Annotated in this window: 23 protein-coding genes and 4 tRNA genes; 9 read left to right on the top strand and 18 right to left on the bottom strand. The window is 58.6% G+C overall.

Annotated features, from left to right (window positions below; all coding sequences use genetic code 11):
• Nucleotides 1-108 precede the first annotated feature (108 nt).
• The 8 genes from lon to EIY71_RS16435 all read right to left on the bottom strand — a co-directional run bounded on the left by lon (nucleotide 109) and on the right by EIY71_RS16435 (nucleotide 6,983).
• On the bottom strand, nucleotides 109-2,505 hold the full coding sequence (gene lon, locus EIY71_RS16470) for an endopeptidase La (RefSeq protein ID WP_007951557.1): 2,397 nt from the start codon (nucleotides 2,503-2,505) through the stop codon (nucleotides 109-111).
• 163 nt (nucleotides 2,506-2,668) lie between these two features.
• Nucleotides 2,669-3,952 carry an ATP-dependent Clp protease ATP-binding subunit ClpX gene (gene clpX / locus EIY71_RS16465; RefSeq protein ID WP_007951558.1) on the bottom strand — a complete coding sequence of 428 codons (1,284 nt, stop codon included), beginning with the start codon at nucleotides 3,950-3,952 and terminating at the stop codon, nucleotides 2,669-2,671.
• Nucleotides 3,953-4,064: 112 nt separating this feature from the next.
• Nucleotides 4,065-4,700 (bottom strand): ATP-dependent Clp endopeptidase proteolytic subunit ClpP, encoded by a 636-nt coding sequence (gene clpP, locus EIY71_RS16460; protein ID WP_007951559.1) that lies wholly within the window; start codon nucleotides 4,698-4,700, stop codon nucleotides 4,065-4,067.
• A gap of 92 nt (nucleotides 4,701-4,792) precedes the next feature.
• On the bottom strand, nucleotides 4,793-6,103 hold the full coding sequence (tig, locus tag EIY71_RS16455; protein WP_011335037.1) for a trigger factor: 1,311 nt from the start codon (nucleotides 6,101-6,103) through the stop codon (nucleotides 4,793-4,795).
• A 400-nt stretch (nucleotides 6,104-6,503) separates the two neighbouring features.
• Nucleotides 6,504-6,579, bottom strand: a tRNA-His gene (locus EIY71_RS16450).
• Between the two features lie 76 nt (nucleotides 6,580-6,655).
• Nucleotides 6,656-6,740: transfer RNA gene (locus EIY71_RS16445), tRNA-Leu, on the bottom strand.
• A gap of 58 nt (nucleotides 6,741-6,798) precedes the next feature.
• Nucleotides 6,799-6,874: transfer RNA gene (locus tag EIY71_RS16440), tRNA-His, on the bottom strand.
• Nucleotides 6,875-6,906: 32 nt separating this feature from the next.
• Nucleotides 6,907-6,983, bottom strand: a tRNA-Arg gene (locus EIY71_RS16435).
• Nucleotides 6,984-7,257: 274 nt separating this feature from the next.
• On the opposite strand from EIY71_RS16435, the gene folD reads away from it, so the two are divergent.
• Together folD and pbpG are read left to right on the top strand one after the other, a co-directional pair.
• Nucleotides 7,258-8,112, top strand: coding sequence for a bifunctional methylenetetrahydrofolate dehydrogenase/methenyltetrahydrofolate cyclohydrolase FolD (gene folD, locus EIY71_RS16430; RefSeq protein WP_085608325.1), 855 nt, complete (start codon nucleotides 7,258-7,260; stop codon nucleotides 8,110-8,112).
• A gap of 229 nt (nucleotides 8,113-8,341) precedes the next feature.
• Complete coding sequence (gene pbpG, locus EIY71_RS16425) at nucleotides 8,342-9,280, top strand: D-alanyl-D-alanine endopeptidase (protein ID WP_007951562.1); 939 nt, start codon at nucleotides 8,342-8,344, stop codon at nucleotides 9,278-9,280.
• A gap of 52 nt (nucleotides 9,281-9,332) precedes the next feature.
• Here pbpG and EIY71_RS16420 read toward each other — a convergent pair whose 3' ends face one another.
• The 3 genes from EIY71_RS16420 to EIY71_RS16410 all read right to left on the bottom strand — a co-directional run bounded on the left by EIY71_RS16420 (nucleotide 9,333) and on the right by EIY71_RS16410 (nucleotide 10,523).
• Nucleotides 9,333-9,539, bottom strand: a complete 207-nt coding sequence (locus EIY71_RS16420; RefSeq protein ID WP_039767620.1) for a hypothetical protein — start codon at nucleotides 9,537-9,539, stop codon at nucleotides 9,333-9,335.
• An 11-nt stretch (nucleotides 9,540-9,550) separates the two neighbouring features.
• Nucleotides 9,551-9,757, bottom strand: coding sequence for a DUF6021 family protein (locus EIY71_RS16415; RefSeq protein WP_064380821.1), 207 nt, complete (start codon nucleotides 9,755-9,757; stop codon nucleotides 9,551-9,553).
• Nucleotides 9,758-9,851: 94 nt separating this feature from the next.
• A complete protein-coding gene (locus tag EIY71_RS16410; protein ID WP_134022321.1) occupies nucleotides 9,852-10,523 on the bottom strand; it encodes a peptidase C39 family protein in 672 nt (223 codons plus the stop codon).
• A 229-nt stretch (nucleotides 10,524-10,752) separates the two neighbouring features.
• Between EIY71_RS16410 and EIY71_RS28575 the strand changes: the two genes are divergently transcribed.
• Nucleotides 10,753-10,920 carry a hypothetical protein gene (locus EIY71_RS28575; RefSeq protein ID WP_166673431.1) on the top strand — a complete coding sequence of 56 codons (168 nt, stop codon included), beginning with the start codon at nucleotides 10,753-10,755 and terminating at the stop codon, nucleotides 10,918-10,920.
• 75 nt (nucleotides 10,921-10,995) lie between these two features.
• On the opposite strand, the gene EIY71_RS16405 is transcribed toward EIY71_RS28575, so the two are convergent.
• Entirely contained in the window at nucleotides 10,996-11,745 is a 750-nt protein-coding gene (locus tag EIY71_RS16405) for a TerC family protein (protein WP_085745910.1), read from the bottom strand.
• A gap of 29 nt (nucleotides 11,746-11,774) precedes the next feature.
• Nucleotides 11,775-12,014 carry a hypothetical protein gene (locus EIY71_RS16400; protein WP_085745909.1) on the bottom strand — a complete coding sequence of 80 codons (240 nt, stop codon included), beginning with the start codon at nucleotides 12,012-12,014 and terminating at the stop codon, nucleotides 11,775-11,777.
• A gap of 146 nt (nucleotides 12,015-12,160) precedes the next feature.
• Between EIY71_RS16400 and nhaR the strand changes: the two genes are divergently transcribed.
• Nucleotides 12,161-13,060 (top strand): transcriptional activator NhaR, encoded by a 900-nt coding sequence (gene nhaR / locus EIY71_RS16395; protein WP_007951569.1) that lies wholly within the window; start codon nucleotides 12,161-12,163, stop codon nucleotides 13,058-13,060.
• On the opposite strand, the gene EIY71_RS16390 is transcribed toward nhaR, so the two are convergent.
• Nucleotides 13,057-14,217 (bottom strand): MFS transporter, encoded by a 1,161-nt coding sequence (locus tag EIY71_RS16390; RefSeq protein WP_007951570.1) that lies wholly within the window; start codon nucleotides 14,215-14,217, stop codon nucleotides 13,057-13,059. The genes nhaR and EIY71_RS16390 overlap by 4 nt on opposite strands.
• A gap of 335 nt (nucleotides 14,218-14,552) precedes the next feature.
• Here EIY71_RS16390 and sstT point away from each other — a divergent pair, with 335 nt between their 5' ends.
• The gene (gene sstT, locus EIY71_RS16385) at nucleotides 14,553-15,785 is read left to right on the top strand and encodes a serine/threonine transporter SstT (RefSeq protein ID WP_064384078.1); all 1,233 of its coding nucleotides are present in this window, start codon (nucleotides 14,553-14,555) and stop codon (nucleotides 15,783-15,785) included.
• Nucleotides 15,786-15,850: 65 nt separating this feature from the next.
• Here sstT and EIY71_RS16380 read toward each other — a convergent pair whose 3' ends face one another.
• Nucleotides 15,851-16,360, bottom strand: coding sequence for a DUF1993 family protein (locus EIY71_RS16380; protein WP_011335046.1), 510 nt, complete (start codon nucleotides 16,358-16,360; stop codon nucleotides 15,851-15,853).
• Between the two features lie 126 nt (nucleotides 16,361-16,486).
• On the opposite strand from EIY71_RS16380, the gene EIY71_RS16375 reads away from it, so the two are divergent.
• A complete protein-coding gene (locus EIY71_RS16375; protein ID WP_134022319.1) occupies nucleotides 16,487-17,137 on the top strand; it encodes a YceH family protein in 651 nt (216 codons plus the stop codon).
• 16 nt (nucleotides 17,138-17,153) lie between these two features.
• Here the strand turns inward: EIY71_RS16375 and EIY71_RS16370 are convergent, their stop codons facing one another.
• Nucleotides 17,154-17,672: a cupin domain-containing protein gene (locus EIY71_RS16370; protein WP_102717049.1), complete on the bottom strand. Its 519-nt coding sequence runs from the start codon at nucleotides 17,670-17,672 to the stop codon at nucleotides 17,154-17,156.
• Between the two features lie 97 nt (nucleotides 17,673-17,769).
• Nucleotides 17,770-18,588: a shikimate 5-dehydrogenase gene (locus EIY71_RS16365; RefSeq protein ID WP_102717050.1), complete on the bottom strand. Its 819-nt coding sequence runs from the start codon at nucleotides 18,586-18,588 to the stop codon at nucleotides 17,770-17,772.
• A gap of 254 nt (nucleotides 18,589-18,842) precedes the next feature.
• Between EIY71_RS16365 and EIY71_RS16360 the strand changes: the two genes are divergently transcribed.
• From EIY71_RS16360 to EIY71_RS16350, 3 genes are all read left to right on the top strand, one after another.
• Nucleotides 18,843-19,193, top strand: coding sequence for a hypothetical protein (locus EIY71_RS16360; RefSeq protein WP_007951578.1), 351 nt, complete (start codon nucleotides 18,843-18,845; stop codon nucleotides 19,191-19,193).
• A gap of 258 nt (nucleotides 19,194-19,451) precedes the next feature.
• Nucleotides 19,452-19,646, top strand: coding sequence for a hypothetical protein (locus EIY71_RS16355; protein ID WP_007951579.1), 195 nt, complete (start codon nucleotides 19,452-19,454; stop codon nucleotides 19,644-19,646).
• Nucleotides 19,647-19,748: 102 nt separating this feature from the next.
• Complete coding sequence (locus tag EIY71_RS16350; RefSeq protein WP_085745903.1) at nucleotides 19,749-19,931, top strand: hypothetical protein; 183 nt, start codon at nucleotides 19,749-19,751, stop codon at nucleotides 19,929-19,931.
• On the opposite strand, the gene EIY71_RS16345 is transcribed toward EIY71_RS16350, so the two are convergent.
• On the bottom strand, nucleotides 19,928-20,989 hold the full coding sequence (locus EIY71_RS16345) for an AI-2E family transporter (protein WP_085745902.1): 1,062 nt from the start codon (nucleotides 20,987-20,989) through the stop codon (nucleotides 19,928-19,930). The two genes, EIY71_RS16350 and EIY71_RS16345, sit on opposite strands and share 4 nt — an antisense overlap.
• Nucleotides 20,990-21,069 lie beyond the last annotated feature (80 nt).

Here is a 21,069-nt window from a genome sequence, read left to right as displayed (position 1 = left end):
TTTTGGTGAAAGCAAAAACGAGTGCTGAATGGCCTACAGACACTTAAGAGCCGCTTTATAACAAGGGCTCTAAAAAGCTGTCAAGGAAGCCCCCCAGGCAAAAGCGTATTAATGCGTGCTAATTCTTTCCTTAGAGTCAGACTCACGTTTTTCGTCCTTGGCAACTATCTCCGGAGCCACATCCGGCAAGGGCTCCGGCGCGTATTGCAGCGCAATTTGCAGGACCTCGTCAATCCATTTAACCGGTTTGATCTGCAGATCCTGCTTGATATTGTCAGGAATCTCCTTCAGATCGCGCACGTTCTCTTCCGGAATAATCACTGTCTTGATTCCGCCACGGTGAGCGGCCAGCAGTTTTTCCTTCAGACCGCCAATGGCAAGGACTTGACCACGCAGGGTGATCTCGCCGGTCATGGCAACATCGGCGCGCACAGGAATACCCGTCAAAGCCGACACCAGCGCAGTACACATGCCTACACCGGCGCTCGGGCCGTCTTTCGGCGTAGCGCCTTCCGGCATGTGGATGTGCGTGTCACGCTTCTCGTGGAAGTCCAGCGGAATGCCCAGGCTCTTGGCACGGCTGCGTACCACGGTCAGGGCCGCAGTGATCGATTCGACCATTACGTCACCCAGCGAACCGGTCTTGATCAGTTGACCTTTACCCGGCACTACGGCGGCTTCGATGGTCAGCAGTTCGCCGCCCACCTGAGTCCAGGCCAGGCCGGTCACTTGACCGATCTGATCCTGTTGCTCGGCCAGACCGTATCGGAACTTGCGAACGCCGAGGAAATGCTCCAGCAGATCAGCTGTCACTTTTACCGAGAAGCGTTTTTCCAGCGCGTGCTCTTTGACCGCCTTGCGGCAGACCTTGGCAATCTGCCGCTCGAGGCCACGCACACCGGCTTCGCGGGTGTAGTAACGGATGATGTCGCGGATCGCTTCTTCGTCGAATTCCAGCTCGCCCTTCTTCAGGCCGTTGGCTGCAATCTGCTTCGGCGACAGGTACTTGACCGCAATGTTGATCTTCTCGTCTTCGGTGTAACCCGGCAGACGGATCACTTCCATCCGGTCCAGCAGCGCCGGCGGAATGTTCATCGAGTTCGAGGTGCACAGGAACATCACATCCGAAAGGTCGTAATCGACTTCCAGATAGTGGTCGTTGAAGTTGTGGTTCTGCTCAGGATCGAGCACTTCCAGCAACGCCGACGCCGGGTCGCCACGCATGTCGCTGCCCATTTTGTCGATTTCATCGAGCAGGAACAGCGGGTTGCGCACACCCACTTTTGTCATCTTTTGAATCAATCTTCCTGGCATCGAACCGATGTAAGTCCGACGGTGACCACGGATTTCCGCTTCATCACGCACGCCACCGAGGGCCATGCGCACGAATTTGCGGTTGGTGGCATGGGCGATCGACTCGGCCAGCGAGGTTTTACCCACGCCCGGAGGACCGACCAGGCACAACACCGGGCCACGGATTTTCTTCACGCGCTTCTGCACGGCGAGGTATTCAAGGATGCGTTCCTTGACCTCTTCGAGGCCGTAGTGATCGGCGTCGAGAATGTCTTCGGCACGGGCCAGGTCCAGACGCACCTTGCTCTGAGCCTTCCACGGCACCTGAACCAGCCAGTCGATGTACGAGCGCACCACGGTGGCTTCGGCAGACATCGGCGACATCTGCTTGAGCTTGTTCAACTCGGCAGTGGCCTTGGCCAGGGCATCTTTCGGCAGACCGGCAGCGTCGATACGCTTTTTCAGGTCTTCGATTTCGTTGTGGCCTTCGTCGCTGTCGCCGAGCTCCTTCTGAATGGCCTTCATCTGCTCGTTCAGGTAGTACTCGCGCTGACTGCGCTCCATTTGCTTTTTGACGCGGCCACGAATGCGTTTTTCGACTTGCAGCAGGTCGATCTCGGCGTCCAGCAAGGCCAGAACGTGCTCGACCCGGGCCGACAAATCGATGATTTCGAGGATTTCCTGCTTCTGCTCGATCTTCAGCGCCATGTGCGCGGCCATGGTGTCTACCAGGCGGCCAGGCTCGTCGATGCTGTTGAGCGACGACAGGACTTCAGCCGGGACTTTCTTGCCCAGCTGCACATATTGTTCGAACTGCGACAGCAGGCTGCGCACGAACACTTCGGATTCGCGCTCGGCGGCGTCGACTTCGTCGATCAGCGAGACTTCGGCACGGCAGTGGCCATCGACTTCGCTGAAGCGCTCGACAGCGCCACGCTGCTCGCCCTCGACCAGAACCTTGACGGTGCCGTCAGGCAGCTTGAGCAGCTGCAGAACAGTAGCGATGGTACCTACGCGATAGAGAGCTTCTTCACCGGGATCGTCGTCAGCCGGGTTTCTCTGGGCCAGCAGCAGGATCTGCTTGTCGCCCGTCATCGCGGCCTCGAGGGCTTCGATGGATTTCTCGCGCCCCACGAACAGCGGGATAACCATGTGCGGATACACAACGACATCACGCAATGGCAGGAGAGGCAATTCGATGGTGGTCTTCATGATTTCGCCTCTACGGCGGCCATATGGCCGTAATCAGATGGAATTAAGCTTGAAACCAAGATGGGGGCTGCCTTGAAAAAAAACAAGCGCAAAGCGGATGTAAAAAACGACATAAAAAAAAAGAGGCCCGAAGGCCCCTTCTTTGTTCCGGCAGACCGGGCGCTTACGCGTCCGGTGCAGCCTTGGCAGCCGGCTCACTGTTTTCGTAGATATACAGTGGCTTGGACTTGCCTTCGATCACGCTTTCATCGATCACGACTTTGCTCACCTCGGACTGCGAGGGGATTTCATACATCGTGTCGAGCAGCACACCTTCGAGAATCGAACGCAGGCCACGGGCACCGGTTTTACGCTCCAGGGCACGCTTGGCGACCGATTTCAGCGCGTCGGAACGGAATTCCAGATCCACGCCTTCCATCTCGAACAGCTTGGCATACTGTTTGGTCAGGGCATTTTTCGGCTCGGTGAGAATCTGCATCAGCGCAGCCTCATCCAGCTCGTCCAGCGTCGCGAGGACCGGCAGACGACCGACAAATTCCGGGATCAGACCGAACTTGACCAGGTCGTCAGGCTCGACTTCACGCAGGGACTCACCGACTTTCTTGCCTTCTTCCTTGCTGCGCACTTCTGCGTTGAAACCGATGCCACCCTTGGTGGAACGGTTCTGAATGACCTTCTCCAGACCGGAGAATGCGCCACCGCAGATGAACAGGATGTTACGGGTATCAACCTGAAGGAATTCCTGCTGCGGATGCTTGCGGCCACCTTGCGGCGGAACCGAAGCGACCGTGCCTTCGATCAGTTTGAGCAAGGCCTGCTGCACGCCTTCCCCGGAAACGTCCCGGGTAATCGACGGGTTGTCGGACTTGCGGGAAATCTTGTCGATTTCGTCGATGTAGACAATGCCCATCTGGGCTTTCTCTACGTCGTAATCACACTTCTGCAGCAGCTTCTGAATGATGTTCTCGACGTCTTCACCCACATAACCCGCCTCGGTGAGGGTGGTTGCGTCGGCGATGGTGAACGGAACGTTCAGCAAGCGGGCCAGGGTTTCGGCCAGCAGGGTTTTACCGGAGCCTGTCGGGCCGATCAGCAGGATGTTGCTCTTGCCGAGTTCGACGTCGTCAGCCTTTTTGTCACGCTGGTTCAGACGCTTGTAGTGGTTGTACACCGCTACTGCCAGAACCTTTTTGGCACGTTCCTGACCAATTACATACTGATCAAGGATGCCGCTGATTTCTTTAGGCGAAGGCAATTTATGCGCGCTGCTTTCGGCCTGTGCTTCCTGCACCTCCTCGCGGATGATGTCATTGCACAGGTCGACGCACTCGTCGCAGATAAAGACCGAGGGGCCGGCAATCAATTTGCGCACTTCATGCTGGCTTTTGCCACAGAAGGAGCAATAGAGCAGCTTGCCGTTGTCCTCGCCGTTGCGGGTGTCAGTCATTCGTTCGATCCAAATCCGATAGGCTTGCAACACAAGATGAAGGCTATTGCGGGCTTTTTCAAGCCCGCCGCTGATCAGACGCGCCGACCAAGCCTATTTTGAGCTGCTTATTTTAAGCTGGGCGCTGGTTGATCACTTCGTCGATCAGACCATATTCCTTCGCAGCTTCTGCACTCATGAAGTTGTCGCGGTTGGTGTCGCGCTCGATTTCTTCAAGCGTACGGCCGCTGTGCTTGGCCATCAGCGTGTTCAGACGCTCGCGGATGAAGAGGATTTCCTTGGCATGGATTTCGATGTCCGATGCCTGGCCCTGGAAACCGCCCAGTGGCTGGTGAATCATCACGCGCGAGTTCGGCAGGCAGAAACGCTTGCCAGGTGCACCGGCCGTCAGCAGGAATGCGCCCATGCTGCACGCCTGACCGATACAGGTAGTCGATACGTTTGGCTTGATGAACTGCATGGTGTCGTAGATCGACATGCCCGCTGTCACCGAACCGCCCGGGGAGTTGATGTAAAGATGGATGTCCTTGTCCGGGTTTTCCGCTTCAAGGAACAGCAATTGCGCGCAAATCAGGTTGGCCATGTAGTCCTCTACAGGACCCACCAGAAAGATCACTCGTTCCTTGAGAAGACGCGAGTAGATGTCATAGGCGCGCTCGCCACGAGCAGATTGCTCGACAACCATCGGGACCAGGCCGCCGGCGGCCTGGATATCAGAGTTCTGCTGAATATAGGAATTACGGAACATGCTCTGCAGTCACTCCCAAATAGTCATGTCTTGAATACGCATAAGCCAGCTCGAAGGCTGGCTTATGGTGTGTGCTTCTAACGCAAAAACAATCAGTCGGCTTTTGGAGCTTCTACCGGCTTGACCGCTTCTTCGTAAGAGACCGATTTGTCGGTCACGCTAGCTTTCTGCAGAACAGTATCCACAACTTGTTCTTCCAGCACAACCGAACGGACTTCGTTCAGTTGCTGCTCGTTCTTGTAGTACCAGGACACGACCTGCTCAGGCTCTTGGTAAGCCGAAGCCATTTCCTGAATCATTTCGCGAACGCGGGCTTCGTCTGGCTTCAGGTCGAACTGCTTGACCACTTCAGCAACGATCAGACCCAGTACAACGCGACGCTTGGCTTGTTCTTCGAACAGCTCGGCCGGCAGTTGGTCTGGCTTGATGTTGCCACCGAACTGCTGAACAGCCTGCACGCGCAGACGATCAACTTCGTTGGACAGCAGAGCCTTAGGCACTTCGATCGGGTTGGTGGCCAGCAGACCGTCCATTACCTGATTCTTGACCTTGGATTTGATCGCCTGACGCAGTTCACGCTCCATGTTCTTGCGAACTTCGGTGCGGAAACCGTCGATGCCGCTTTCCTTGATGCCGAATTGAGCGAAGAACTCTTCGTTCAGCTCAGGCAGTTTTGGCTCGGAAACGGTATTTACAGTCACGGTGAACTCGGCGGTTTTGCCAGCCAGGTCCAGGTTCTGATAGTCCTCTGGGAAGGTCAGGTTCAGAACGCGCTCTTCGCCGGCTTTAGCACCAACCAGGCCTTCTTCGAAGCCAGGGATCATGCGGCCGGAACCCAGTACCAGCTGAGTGCCCTTGGCGGAACCGCCAGCGAACACTTCGCCGTCAACCTTGCCAACGAAATCGATGTTCAGCTGGTCTTCGTTCTGGGCAGCGCGATCGGCTACTTCAAAACGGGTGTTCTGCTTGCGCAGGATGTCCAGCATCTTGTCCAGATCGGCGTCAGCCACGTCAGCGCTCAGGCGCTCGACGGTGATGCCTTCGAAGCCGGCAACGGTGAACTCGGGGAACACTTCGAATACGGCTACGTATTCCAGGTCCTTGCCAGCTTCGAGCGACTTAGGCTCGATCGACGGCGAACCGGCCGGGTTCAGCTTCTGCTCAACCACAGCTTCGTAGAAGGAGGACTGGATCACGTCGCCGATCGCTTCCTGGCGCGCATCAGCACCGAAACGGCGCTTGATTTCGCTCATTGGCACTTTGCCTGGACGGAAGCCAGCAATCTTGGCCTTTTGGGCAGTCTGCTGCAGACGCTTGTTGACCTGAGTCTCGATGCGCTCAGCCGGCACGGTGATGCTCATGCGGCGCTCAAGAGCAGTAGTATTTTCAACAGAAACTTGCATGGATATTCCTCGTTGCACAGACGTTAGCCGGCCGTTTCCGACCCAAGAATCAAGGGCAAGCATTCTAGTAGGTCAAACTCAAGAAGTCACCCTACTGAAAACGGGTAAAAAAACAGCAGGCCATTTGAAGGCGGGGACAAACGGTTGCGCCTCGCCCTGTTAGCAAATACAGCCAATTCAAGCCAGGGCTCTGCGCCAACCTCTTCTATATATAGAGGCGGTTGAATCATCTCCCTGACAGCCGACCTCGCAAGCAAGACCGGCAGGCAGCGCAGCATCATCGAGCAACATTGATACGACGAAGCACCCTGCCCTGCGACCCGAAACCTGCAGCCGCCAAAATCCGAAACCGTAAAACAAAAAAGGCGCCAGACTGTTAAATCTGGCGCCTTTCGGAATATGGGGTGGACGATGGGGATCGAACCCACGACAACGGGAGTCACAATCCCGTGCTCTACCAACTGAGCTACGCCCACCATATTGCGTGCCAAAGAAGCCAAACAACTTCTTTGTAGAACTTCACCCGGCCAACGGCATGAATGAAGCTTTGATTGGTGCGGATGAAGAGACTCGAACTCTTACGCCTCGCGGCGCTGGAACCTAAATCCAGTGTGTCTACCAATTCCACCACATCCGCGGATGAAGCTTTTTAAAGCAAAGGCGCCAGACTGTTACATCTGGCGCCTTTCGAAATATGGGGTGGACGATGGGGATCGAACCCACGACAACGGGAGTCACAATCCCGTGCTCTACCAACTGAGCTACGCCCACCATATCGCGTTACTTGTGCCAATGCTGCCTAATGGCGCACCCGGCAGGACTCGAACCTGCGACCATCCGCTTAGAAGGCGGATGCTCTATCCAGCTGAGCTACGGGCGCCTTGTTAGCTGTACCCTTGGAGGACTACAAACTAAGTGCTTTCCAGTCTCGCAAAACGTTGATTTCGCTCGACCTTCTTAACCAGTGCTAGGCTGTGCCCGACAAGTGCGACGAATAGTATAGAGCGACCTGAAGGTCGTCAAATCCTTTTTGAAAAAAATTCATTTAATTAAAGGGCTTAGGGGAATTTGCTGACCAAGCGCCTTTGCCCTCACCGTTTGACATGCGAGAATGCGTTCTCTTTTTTTCCCCTCTCGATGGTTAATCACGCGCAATGACTGCACAACTAATCGACGGCAAATCAATCGCCGCCAGCCTGCGCCAGCAGATCGCCCAACGGGTAGCCGAACGTCGCGAGCAAGGCTTGCGCACTCCCGGCCTCGCGGTGATCCTGGTCGGCAGCGATCCTGCCTCTCAGGTTTATGTCTCGCACAAGCGTAAAGACTGTGAAGAGGTCGGCTTCCTCTCTCAAGCCTACGACCTGCCTTCCGAAACCACTCAAGAAGCGCTGACCGATCTGATCGATCGACTGAACGACGACCCGGCAATCGACGGCGTTCTGCTTCAACTTCCCCTGCCGGAGCACCTGGATGCCTCCAAACTGCTGGAGCGCATCCGCCCGGACAAGGACGTCGACGGTTTCCATCCTTATAACGTCGGCCGTCTGGCCCAGCGCATTCCGCTGCTGCGCCCGTGCACCCCGAAGGGCATCATGACCCTGCTGGAAAGCACCGGTGCCGATCTGTACGGGATGGACGCAGTCGTTGTCGGCGCTTCCAACATCGTCGGTCGCCCGATGGCGATGGAACTGCTGCTGGCCGGTTGCACCGTGACCGTCACCCACCGCTTCACCAAGGATCTGGCCGGCCACGTCGGCCGCGCCGATCTGGTGGTCGTGGCCGCCGGCAAGCCGGGCCTGGTCAAGGGCGAGTGGATCAAGGAAGGCGCGATCGTGATCGACGTCGGCATCAACCGTCAGGACGACGGCAAACTGGTCGGTGACGTCGTTTATGAAACCGCCCTGCCCCGCGCTGGCTGGATCACTCCGGTCCCGGGCGGCGTCGGTCCGATGACCCGCGCCTGCCTGCTGGAAAACACCCTCTACGCGGCAGAAACCCTGCACGCCTGAGTCGCGTTTTCCACACTCCGAGAACCCCGCCTTGTGCGGGGTTTTTCATGCCCTCGAAAAAACCTTTACCGTTCGCCGGAAACCCCTATTTTTACAGGGCTTTTCACGACTTTTTCATGCCCTTCAAACAACCATCGACAGTTCTTCAGCCATACTCCTAAAATGCGTCGTTTTTACGACACAGGCCGTTACAAAATACGGCATTTCCAACCTTCATGAGTTCGCCCGCGTGAATATTCGTCTGTCCATCCTGAGCCTGGTTTTTGCATTTTCAGGCACGCTCCTCACGCCAACGGTCAACGCCGCCGAAACCACCGCTGCCCCTCGAGACGCTTCGCAATTGAAGATCGCCTCCGGCAGCGCCCTGCTGATGGATCTGCAGACCAACAAAGTCATTTATTCCAGCAACCCGGACGTGGTGGTGCCCATCGCTTCCGTGAGCAAGTTGATGACCGGTTTGGTAGTGGTTGAAGCGCACCAGAACATGGACGAATGGATTGACGTCGACATCAGCCGCACACCGGAAATGAAAGGCGTGTTTTCCCGCGTCAAACTGCGAAGCGAACTGCCCCGCCGCGAGATGCTGCTGATTGCCCTGATGTCCTCGGAAAACCGCGCCGCCGCCAGCCTGGCTCACCACTACCCGGGCGGTTACGCTGCATTCATCGCCGCAATGAACGCCAAGGCCAAGGCGCTGGGCATGACCAGCACGCATTTTGTGGAACCTACCGGTCTGTCGGAGCGCAACGTTTCCACCGCTCGCGACCTGAGCAAGCTGCTAGTGGCTGCGCATAAACAGCCGCTGCTCATCGAGCTGACCACCACCAAGGAAAAGACCGTTTCGTTCCGTAAACCCAATTACACCCTGGGTTTCCGCAACACCGATCACCTGGTCAACAAGGCCGACTGGGATATTCGCATCACCAAAACCGGCTTCACCAACCCGGCCGGCCACTGCCTGGTACTGGTGACCCGCATGGCCAACCGCCCCGTCGCCTTGGTGATTCTCGACGCGTTCGGCAAATACACCCATTTCGCCGATGCCAGCCGCATCCGCAGCTGGGTGGAAACCGGCAAGAGTGCCAACGTCCCGGCCGTGGCTCAGCAATACAAGGCCGACAAGAACCTCAAGAGTCGCCAGAGCGGCGTGATCGAAGCCTCCAAATAATCCGTCACCCATGAAAAAGCCCCGAATCGTCGGGGCTTTTTCATTTATGCACTCAGTCGTTGGGCAACGGCATCTTGTCGTCATCGGGAATGCCGTCACCGGCACTCGGGTCGCGCGAATGCTCTGGCGTGACCACCGCCGGACGCGCCAGCGGATCGCGCATGGGGCTGTCCGGATCCAGCACCGGATCAACTTCCGGCTCAGGGGTGGTGGGCACACTGTCAGGTTTGTGGTCGTCGAAACTCGAATCGGTACTCATATGCACCTCGCTTAAGGCTTGAGATCAGCCAAGGGATCGTAAGGCTTGGCCGGACGCTTGGGATCATCGCCCGGCTGCACATCCTTCGGCGCCTTCGCCGGGCCAATCGGATCGACTTGCGGATCGTCCAGATCAGGCGAGTCCGGATCGAAGCCCAGATCGTCGCCACTGCCATGTTCGGAAGAATGCGGCCCACTGGGTGAATTGGGGATTGCCATGTTCATCTCCTGATACCAGGCCCGTAAAACACGGGACGCTACAGTTCAGAAGCGCATCCCCCGCCAGGGTGCCCGACAAGCGACGAACGGAACCTCAATCCGCCGCCAGCGCCTTCCTCGCCTGCGCCGCTTCTCGCTCCTGGCCGGCTTGCGCCAGTGCATCGGCGGCCTTAAGCCAGCGCTGTTGATCGACCGCTGCCGGAATCTGCGTCGGTTTCTGGATCAACACTGCCCAGCCGCCGGATTTTTCGAGGGCTGACTCAAACGAGCTGAAGCTCATCAATTCACGGCGATTCATCCCGGCGCGCAGCAGCACCTTCTGCTTCAAGCGATCGTAGCCGGAGAGGATCGCGTAGCGCGGCTCCGCCCAAAACGCCGAACCCTCGCTGAAACGCACCATCACCGGATACCCGGCCGCCACCTGAGTCAGCAGCGCCGGCAGATTGCTGTCCAGCGGATACACGACCATGCCGTATTCACGGGCAAGGTTCTGCAGATTCTGTTGCAGCTTGTCCTCGGCGCCCGGCAAATGCAGCGGCTTTTCCAGCAGACCCGGCGTGATCACGATGCCCTGCTGCGACAGCAGACTGGCCAGCACTTGCGGCCCGCTTTGATAGGCCTCACCGCGATAGAAGGTGCCACTGAGCTCGACCCGCTCCGGCAGGCGCTTGACCTCTGGCGCCACACTGCCCGCACACCCCACCAATGCTGTTACGCAACCGGCCACCAGCAGCGCCGCGCGAATCCGGGAAAATAGCTGCACCATCGTCACTCTCTTGATCAGTTACCGGTCATCGTGTTCCGGCTTGGTCGAGGATCATAGGACGGCGCCACGCTGCGGTATAGCCCAAAGCGGCAGATGCATCGGTTGCATAGAGCGAACTGATTGGTCCACCGACCTTTGGTCAATAGCCTGAAACACGCCACCGACTAGACTGTCACTCAGACAAGAGCCAAAGAAAGAGCGCCCGACGCAGGGCAAAGAGGAGGCACAGATGAGCCTGACCATGACCATCGTAATGCTGATTGCCGGCTGGCTGGCCGTTGCCGCCGCCATGCTGTGGGGCGTGTTGCGGATTTCCCGCCGCCATCACCACCCGGTACAACCTGCACCGACCAGGAAGTTCGAGAAACACGACGCCCGTCACGCCACCGCGCACTGACTTTTCTGTAACCGACACAAACAAAAAGGCCGCCTGGACTCTCGCGAGTTCAGGCGGCCTTTGGTTTTCCAGCGGTTACGCCTCTGCTGTCAGTTTCTTCTGTTTGGCGCGGCGCGACATCATGTTCAGCACTTCAATCGCAGCCGAGAACGCCATGGCGGCATACACATAACCTTTTGGTACGTGGGCGCCGAAGCCTTCGGCGATCAGCGTCATGCCGATCATGATCAGGAAGCCCAGAGCCAGCATCACCACCGTCGGGTTGTCGTTGATGAACTTGGCCAGCGGATCAGCAGCAAACAGCATCACCAATACCGAGACAACAACTGCAATCACCATGATCGGCAAGTGTTCGGTCATGCCGACAGCGGTAATGATGCTGTCGATCGAGAACACCATGTCCAGCATCAGGATCTGCCCGATGGCGGCGGCAAAGCCCAGAGTCACCTTCGACGTCGCGGTCTTCGGATCTTCCGGTGCCGGGTCCATGCTGTGATGGATTTCCGTGGTGGCTTTCCACAACAGGAACAGGCCGCCGGCGATCAGGATCATGTCCTTCCAGGAGAACGCGTGGCCGAGAATCTCGATGACCGGCGCGGTCAGCTGAACGATGAACGCGATGGTGCTCAACAGTGCCAGACGCATGATCAGCGCCATGCCGATCCCCAGACGACGGGCCTTCTGCCGGTACTGCTCGGGCAATTTGTTGGTCAGGATCGAGATAAAGATCAGGTTATCGATGCCAAGCACGATCTCCATCACCACCAGTGTGGCCAAGGCAATCCAGGCGGTCGGGCTGGCGGCGAGTTCTAACAGATATTCCATGGGTCAGTCCTGACTCTGTGTAAGACGGTTTAGATTTCCTGGGAGGACGATTCGGATTTTTCTTCGTCGTCTTTCGGTTCTTTCTTGCTGATCAGATTGCCGGTGGCATCGCTAAGCGCCTCTTCGGCAACTTTATGCGTGTCGTCGATGGCTTGCTTGGCCGCTTCGGCCGCCTGCCCCATCAGTTGCTGGGCGCTTTTTTCGGCCTGGTCGCAACCGGCCAGTACCAGTAAAGACGCGATCAACAACGCCGTAGTTTTTAGTTTCATGATGCTTCCCTCGATAGAACAGACAGCGCCGTACAGACCGGCCGTCGATGGCTGGGCATTCTAGGGAGACAAACACTTCAGGAAAATTCGTATTTTTAGCGGCTATACTTCGATTTATACGAACTGTATTTGACGGACCGAACCCCATGCTCAATTACCGACAACTGCATTACTTCTGGGTGGTGGCCAAGACCGGCAGCATCGTGCGCGCCTGCGAGCAACTGAACCTGACGCCGCAGACCATCAGCGGGCAGATTTCCCTGCTCGAACAGACCTACGGTATCGAGTTGTTTCAACGGGTCGGCCGGCAACTGGAGCTCACCGAAGCCGGGCGTCAGGCCCTGCCCTACGCCGAGCAAATGTTCCAGCTCGGCGGTGAACTGGAGCTGATGCTGCGCGCCCAGCCCAATGAACAGCAGATCCTGTTCCGGGTCGGCGTGGCAGACGTGGTGCCCAAATCCATCGTCTATCGCCTTATCGCGCCGACCATGGAGTTGAGCGAACCGCTGCGCATCACCTGCCGTGAAGACAAACTCGAACGCCTGCTGGCGGACCTGGCGATCCAGCGCCTGGACCTGGTGATCTCCGACAGCCCGATGCCCTCGCACCTGGACATCAAGGGCTACAGCCAGAAGCTTGGGGAATGCGGGATCAGTTTTTTCGCCACCGCCGAACTGGCAGCGCAATACGGTCAGGATTTCCCGCGCAGCCTGCACGGTGCGCCACTATTGATCCCCGGCGCGGAAACCGTTGTGCGCAGCCGTTTGCAGCGCTGGTTCGCCGAGCAGCAGATTCAGCCAAGGATTGTCGGGGAATTCGATGACAGCGCCTTGATGCAGGCGTTCGGCCAGTCCGGCAGCGGGATTTTCATTGGCCCGAGCGTGATTGCCGATGAGGTGAAGCGTCAGTACGGCGTCGAGTTGATCGGCCAGACCGATGCGGTGAGCGAGTCGTTCTACGCGATCTCGGTGGAACGCAAGGTCAAGCACCCCGGCATCAAAGCGATTACCGAAGGTGCCCGACGCGAGCTGTTTACAGCCTTTTAAGCCGGCGCGCAGACGTCGCGCGGCTTGAGCACCATCAGCACCATGGCGAGGAAAATCGACAGCAGGATGAACCCGGCGGCGGCGAAGCCCACAAAGCCGAGGCCGGCGCTGTCGATCACTCGACCGCCAATGATCGCGCCCAGACCAATCCCGAGGTTGGCCCCGGCAATGTTCAGCGACGCGGCGAAGGCCGGCGCCTCAGGTGCAGCTTTCATCAAGCGCACGTGGCTGACCAGAAACAGCGCCGCCTGAGTCACGCCCCAGATGCCCATCGCCGCCGCCAGACCCAGCGACGAATTGATGTTCGGCACCAGCGCCACCATCCCGGGAATCATGAATGCGCAGAACATCACCGACGCCATCAGCGGATGACGATCCACCGCACGACCGCCCAGCGAGTTGCCGATCAGACCGACCGCGCCAAAGCCCATCAGGCACCAGCCGACCACGGTGCCATTGAAGCCGGCCAGACGCTCGAGGATGTCCGCCAGATAGGTGTAGGCGGTGAACATGCCGCTGAACACCAGGATCGACAGCAGTACATGGCCCAGCATCAGCGGGCTGCGCAGGATCTTGAACTGCGAGGCGAAACTGACCTGATGCTGGTGCAGGCTGGTTTTCGGCAGATAGACAAACAGCAGCAGCGCCTTGGCGAACGCGATCACCGCCAGAATGGCGAACGCACTGCGCCAGCCGAACGCATCGGAAATCAGCGTGCCGACCGGAATGCCGAACACGGTGGCGCAGACGATGCCGAAGCCGATCTTGGCGATCGCGCGACCGGCGAAGTCCGGGCCGACGATGTCCACCGCCGTTTCACTGGCCAGCGCCCAGAACACCGGCAGCCCCAGCGCCGGGATCAGTCGGGCAATCGCCATGACCCAGATGTTCGGCGCCAATGCCGCGACGGTATTGGCCAGACCGAACATGATCAGGATGGTGATGAACAGTTTGCGGCGCTCGAAGCGGGCGAAATATGCGGTCAAGAAAGGACCGAACATCGCCACGGTGAAAGCGAATAGAGTCACCAGCAACCCGGCCTGCGGGATGGTGACGGCGAGGTCGCGGGCAATCGCCGGCAGCAGGCCGACGATGACGAACTCCGTGGTCAGCACCGTGAACCCGGCGGCAGACAACAGAAGGATGGGCAACAGCATGAGGAACTCCAGCAAAACGAAGACACCAGCGTTGACCCGAGGGCCCGCTGGCAGAACTTGAAAATAAGGATGCGCAATCTTAACAGAGTGTTTCCCGAGTGACTTGCACAAACCTGTCTAAGTTGCAGAGGGATCGGGTGGCAGATCGTCACAGGTCTGAAGGATCCGGACGACGCTGTGATAAAGTCCGCGCCCTGCAAAACGTACACCCTGTTCAACCACCCGTTTAACGGTGTGGCTGGCGCGTCAGTCCTTTCGGTTTGTGTCCGTGGCCTGCCCCCGATCAATCGCCCGGATCACGTAACCTTGCACCCTATAAAAACAGAGATGCCGTTATGACCGCTTCATCCCCTTCTCTATTGCAACGTCTTAAAAGCCTCAGCCTGGTCACCCAGATCCTGATCGGCCTGATTGCCGGCATCGCCCTTGCGCTGTTCGCGCCGGAAGCGGCCAAAGGCACGGCCTTCATCGGCAAGGTGTTCGTCTCGGCCCTGAAAGCCGTGGCGCCGATCCTGGTGTTCGTGCTGGTCATGGCCTCGATCGCCAACCACAAGCACGGCCAGGAAACCCACATCCGGCCGATTCTGTTCCTGTATCTGCTGGGCACCTTCGCCGCCGCCGTGGTCGCGGTGATTGCCAGCATGATGTTCCCGTCGCATCTGGTGCTGTCCACCGACAACATCGCGGTAAGTGCGCCGGGCGGCATCAGTGAAGTGCTGCAAAGCCTGTTGCTGAGCGTGGTCGACAATCCGGTGAGCGCACTGATGAACGCCAACTTCATCGGCATTCTGGCCTGGGCCATCGGCATGGGCGTGGCGATCCGGCACGCCGGTGACACTACACGCGAAGTGCTGGGTGATCTGTCCAACGGCGTGACAGTGATTGTCCGGGTCGTGATCCGTTTTGCGCCGCTGGGTATTTTCGGCCTGGTGGCATCGACCCTGGCCACCTCCGGATTTGGTGCATTGATCGGTTACGCGCACCTGCTGGCGGTGCTGCTCGGCTGCATGCTGTTCGTGGCGCTGGTGATGAACCCGTTGATCGTGTTCTGGAAGCTGCGTCGCAATCCGTACCCGCTGACGCTCCAGTGCCTGCGTGAAAGCGGCATCACTGCGTTTTTCACCCGCAGCTCGGCGGCGAACATTCCGGTCAACCTGGAATTGAGCAAGCGCCTGGGCCTGCATGAAGACACCTACTCGGTGTCGATCCCGCTCGGCGCCACCATCAACATGGCGGGTGCGGCGATCACCATCACCGTGCTGACCCTCGCCGCCGTGCACACCTTGGGTATCGCCGTGGACATCCCGACCGCGATCCTGCTCAGCGTCGTCGCTGCGATCTGCGCCTGCGGTGCCTCGGGCGTGGCCGGTGGTTCGCTGCTGCTGATCCCGCTGGCGTGCAGCCTGTTCGGCATCCCGAGCGAAATCGCCATGCAGGTGGTGGCCGTCGGTTTCATCATCGGCGTGCTGCAGGATTCGGCCGAGACGGCGCTGAACTCCTCCACCGACGTGCTGTTCACCGCCGCCGCGTGCCTGGGCGAAGAGCAGAAAGCCCAGCGTCCGGCGTAAAAACCCGGCGCAACAAAAAGCCCGCCAAGGCGTAAACCTTGGCGGGCTTTTTGTTGAAGAACGTTTTAGAACGCGCCCATGTAATCGCGCTTGCCTACTTCCACACCGTTGTGACGCAGCAATGCGTAGGTGGTGGTGACGTGGAAGAAGAACTGCGGCAGGCCGTAGCTCAGCAGGTAAGCCTGGCCACTGAAGCGCTTCTCTTTCGGGGTGCCCGGGCGAGTCACGATCTCGATGCCTTCCTTGCCATTGATCTGCTCTGGCTTGATCTCGCCGATGAAGGCCAGAACCTTGGCGATCAGCGCTTGCAGTTCGGCGAAGGTGGTTTCGGTGTCGTCATATTTCGGGATTTCGATTTCGGCCAGACGCGAGGACACGCCCTTGGCGAAGTCCACGGCGATCTGCACCTGACGCACCAGCGGGAACATGTCCGGGTACAGACGCGCTTGCAGGAAGGCGTTCGGGTCGATGTTTTTCTCGGTGGCGTGGGCTTCAGCCTTTTTCAGCACATCGCTCAGGGCGTTGAGCATTTGTTGAAAAACCGGGACGGATGCGGCGTACAGGGAAATGGTCATGGCAGTCTCACGTGGTGGCTGGTTGAATCGTGGGGGCGATTATAGCCATGCTCGCAGGGCGGCGCGGCTTGTCTTTTATCCAGCAAGGATTAGGCTAGGCGCCTTCGACTGCAGAGGGAACGCGCGATGACCACCGAATTTGAAACCCGCTCCGACGAACCTCGGCTCAACGCCACGGAAATCCGCATTCTGGGCTCGTTGATCGAGAAACAGGCCACCAGCCCGGAAACCTACCCGTTGACCCTCAACGCGCTGGTGCTGGCCTGCAACCAGAAAACCAGCCGGGAACCGGTGATGAACCTGACCCAGGGCCAGGTCGGCCAGAGCCTGCGCGCTCTCGAAAGCCGCGGTTTCGCCAAACTGGTGATGGGCAGTCGCGCCGACCGCTGGGAGCACAAGGTCGACAAGGCGCTGGAGCTGGTGCCGGCGCAATTGATTCTGACCGGATTGATGTTCCTGCGCGGCCCGCAGACCGTCAACGAACTGCTGACCCGCAGCGGTCGCATGCATGAGTTTGAAGATTCAGAACAAGTGGTGCATCAGCTGGAACGCCTGATCGCCCGGGAGCTGGCGGTATTGATTCCACGTCAGGCCGGCCAGCGCGAAGATCGCTACACCCACGCACTGGGCGATCCGGCGGACATCGAGGCGATTATCGCGGCGCGGCAGAGTCCGAGTGATCGCGGGGCTGCCAGCGGCGTGTCAGTGGAGCGCATCGAAGAGCTGGAAGCGCGGATTGCAGCACTGGAAGAGCGTCTGGCCCGCCTCGAAGAATAAGCGCACCGGGGCGGCGTTATTCGCCGTCCCAGTAATCCACCCCGTCCGCCTGCCGCGCCACCGCGACGAATCCCGAGGCATTGCCTTCGGCATCGACGCTGAAGTTGTCCATCACCGCGTATTTGTTCGAATCCGGGTACTCGCAGATTTCCGGTTGCTGCTGGGTGCTGACCGCCAGATAGCGCAGCTCCGCAGCACTGGTATTGATGATCTGATGCGCGGCTTCCGGGCCGCCCGGCGGACAGGCGATCACGTCACCGGCGCGGATCGGGAAACGTTCGGCGCCGAGGCGCACCTCCCCTTCCCCGGCCACCACGTAAAACATTTCCTCATTGACCCGATGACTGTGAAACGGACTGCCGCGCATGCCCGGCGGCAGCGCATACAGACGATATCCGAGCTTCTGCGCGCCCAATTGCTGGCCGACCCGGGCGAACCGTTGCTGATAACGCCCGGCGGTTTCGCCCTCGGGGGACAGGGCTTCGGGAAGCGGTTCGAGTTCGACGTCATTCAGGTTGAGAATGGGCGGATGCATGCAAACCTCGGCTTTTGTGATGGGCAAGTCTGTGCTTGCTGATCCGGCAGTATAGGCAACGACAAATCCGGGCGAATATGCCGTTGCTCAGGCTCCATCAGCTACGGGCAAACGCCACCGCCGCATCGAACTGCTCGACAGTCGGCCGCACGCCGGTGTACAGCACGAACTGCTCCAGCGCCTGGATCGCTATCACTTCCAGCCCGGTGATCACTTTTTTGCCTTCGGCACGACCGCGCACGATCAGCGGGGTTTCCGAGGGGATCGCCACCACATCGAACACGGTGTCGGCAGACTTGATCACATCCACCTCAAAAGAAAGCTGACCCGCTTCCGGACCGCCATCCATCCCGACCGGAGTTACGTTGATCAACATCTGCGGGCGCTCGTCACCCAGTTCCGCCTGCCAGCGATAGCTCAGGGAATCCGCCAGCGCGCGGCCGGCGCGCTCGTTGCGGGCCACGATCAAACCATTTTTGTAACCGCCATCGCGCAAGGCACTGGCCACAGCCTTGGCCATGCCGCCGCTGCCGCGCAGGGCGAAAGTCGTGTCCTTCGGCACCGCGTGGGTTTCCAGCAACTGAGCAATGGCGATGTAATCGGTGTTGTAGGCCTTGAGATGGCCGTTGGTGTTGACGATGGTGTTGATCGACTGGATCGCCGCCGCCGAAGCATCCAGTTCATCGACCAGCGCAATGCAGGCTTCCTTGAACGGCATCGACACGCCGCAACCGCGAATCCCCAGCGCGCGGATCCCGCCGACCGCACCGGGAAGGTCCTGGCTGCTGAACGCCTTGTAGTAGAAATTCAGACCCAGTTGTTCATACAAATGGTTATGAAAACGCAGACCGAAATTCCCGGGACGCCCAGACAGGGACATGCACAATTGGGTGTCTTTGTTGGGGTTCATCTGCATGGGAGGCTCCTTCGAATGCACTTTCGGATGGACGGGATTAGCCAGGCCATCGGGTTCTGAACGATCATAAGGCGGTCTGTTCCGGGCATCACAGCCGATGCCGGAAATCCGGTAAACAAACCGGTACAGACCTTACACAAAATTTACCTAGCGGCCGTGCTGTTTTTCAAAATGTTGCTGTCTTAGAAGTATCCCCGCGCCATCCCGAGCCTGTTGCAGGTTCGGACGCCGGGTCGAAGAACCGAGGAATTATCATGATTCGTAAACTCCCCATCGTGGCCTTGTTGATTGGTGCATTCGCGATCACGGGTCAGGCAGAAGCCCACGGCGGTGGCTGGCAGGGCCCGGCGGTATTTGGTGCGATCGTCGGCTCGGCCATCATCGGCTCGGCGCTCATCAACCAGGATCGGCCGGTGTACGTCCAACAGCCTGTTTACGCTCAACCGGCACCGGTCTACGTGCAGCAACCGCCGCCACCGGTCTACTACCAGCCGGCCCCGGTTTATGTGCAGCAACCGGTCTACGTCCAACCGGCCCCGGTCTATTACGGCCCGCCGCGCGGTTATTACGGCCGGCCACACTATTACGGTGGCCCGCGCTGGTAACCGGCACACGAAGCCCCGCTTGAGAGCGGGGCTTTTTATTGCTCGCAGATTATTGCCCACGGAAAAGCCAACCGTCCGTCGGCCAAGGTCTGAAAAAATCTCGCCAAAGTCGCTGTGGGGACAGTTTGAACCGTTAAAGTCGGCATGATGGACTCGACCGTCGGGGGCAAAATACAAACGGTCATCTATTTGTCATGACGGAACCGCACTCTGAATCCGTCCGCATACAACAGGTTGATAACAACAAGGACGACTTGAATGCCTACACAGAATCCACACCGCATCGTCGGTTTATGCACCTCGAGCAAGGTCTACAACGCCCTGACCGAACTCAAGCACCTGGAAGGCCACCGCACGGCGAAGTTTCTCTCGCTACTGGCGGAAAACCTGGTGCGCAAGGGTTTTCTCAACGAACACGAGATTGTGCACATGCTCGATCAAGTGGTGGATTGAGCCAGTCCTCACTGGCATCAATGACCACTATCGAAAGCGTTGATTGTTCCTGAAAAGGCCAATTCCCTAAGGTAGCTCCATAGATTGATGGAGGTACTTCTCATGGCTCAGGTTCAAATCATGTCCGTTATCGGCAGCGCCGTTCCCGCATCGCTCAGAGAGCTGGGCTTGCTCGCCTGCTGGTATCTGGTTCGCGACGGCGAGCCGGTCAGCGGCCCGCTCACGTCCTTGCCGGCCGCCCAGGCACTGTCACAGCAACTGGTCAACGATCCGTTCAAGGCCTAAGGCAGCTGCACTTTCGGTTTGCTCTCGATGAACAGCGCCCAGCTCGACATGAACAGGGCCGCGATCAGCGGCCCGATCACAAAGCCGTTGAGCCCGAAGACGGCCAATCCGCCCAGGGTCGAGATCAGGATCATGTAGTCCGGCATCCGGGTGTCCTTGCCCACCAGGATCGGGCGCAACAGGTTATCCACCAGACCGATCACGAATACCCCGAACAACCCCAGCACCACCCCCTGCCAGATCATCCCGCTGAGCAGAAAGTACGCCGCGACCGGTACCCAGACAATTCCCGCCCCCACCGCCGGCAGCAACGACAGAAACGCCATCAGCACCGCCCAGAGCAATGAGCTGGGAATGTCGAGAAACCAGAAAATCGCCCCGCCCAGCGCACCCTGCGTGATCGCCACCAGCAGATTGCCCTTCACCGTCGCGCGCACCACCCGATTGAATTTCAGCTGCAAACGACGTTTGTGATGCTCCTCGAGCGGTATCGCCGTGCGCACCTTGCGCGCCAGTTCGGCGCCGTCGCGCAGGAAGAAAAACAACAGGTACAACATGATGAAAAAACTCACCACGAATTCGAACGTGCCCTGGCCGAAACTGAACGCCTGGCTTGCCAGCACCTGACTGCCCTGCATGGAAGCCTTGACGATCTTCTCGCGCAAGGCATTGAGTTCACCCATGCCGAAGCGGTCGAGCAAGTGTTGAAAGTACGGCGGCAGGCTGTGCTTGAACTGCGCCAGATAGGCGCCGATATCGAGCTTGCCGCTCTCGATATTGTCGTAAAGCGTCGCCCCTTCCTGCACCAGCAGCACGCTGATGACGATCACCGGCAGGATCGCGATCACCAGGCAGATGCTCAAAGTACACAGCGATGTGAGATTGCGTTGCCAGCCGAATTTCAGTTGCAACTGGCGCTGCATCGGTGCGAACAGGATGCCGAGGATCACCGCCCAGAACACCGCGCCGTAGAACGGCAGCAGGATCCAGATAAAAGCGACCGTCACCAGAAACAGCAGCACGGTGAGGGATTTGAATTGCAGACTCTTTTGGTTCATGTCCGGTCCAGGTCAGTCAGGCGCCACCCGCGCCCGTCCCGTTTAGTCAGCCAGCGTCAGCGCGAGTGCCCTGTTTCTTC

Origin of the sequence: Pseudomonas sp. CH235, from assembly GCF_004368175.1 — a bacterium.
GTDB lineage: Bacteria > Pseudomonadota > Gammaproteobacteria > Pseudomonadales > Pseudomonadaceae > Aquipseudomonas > Aquipseudomonas paraglycinae.
This window is presented reverse-complemented; position numbering and strand designations above follow the sequence as displayed.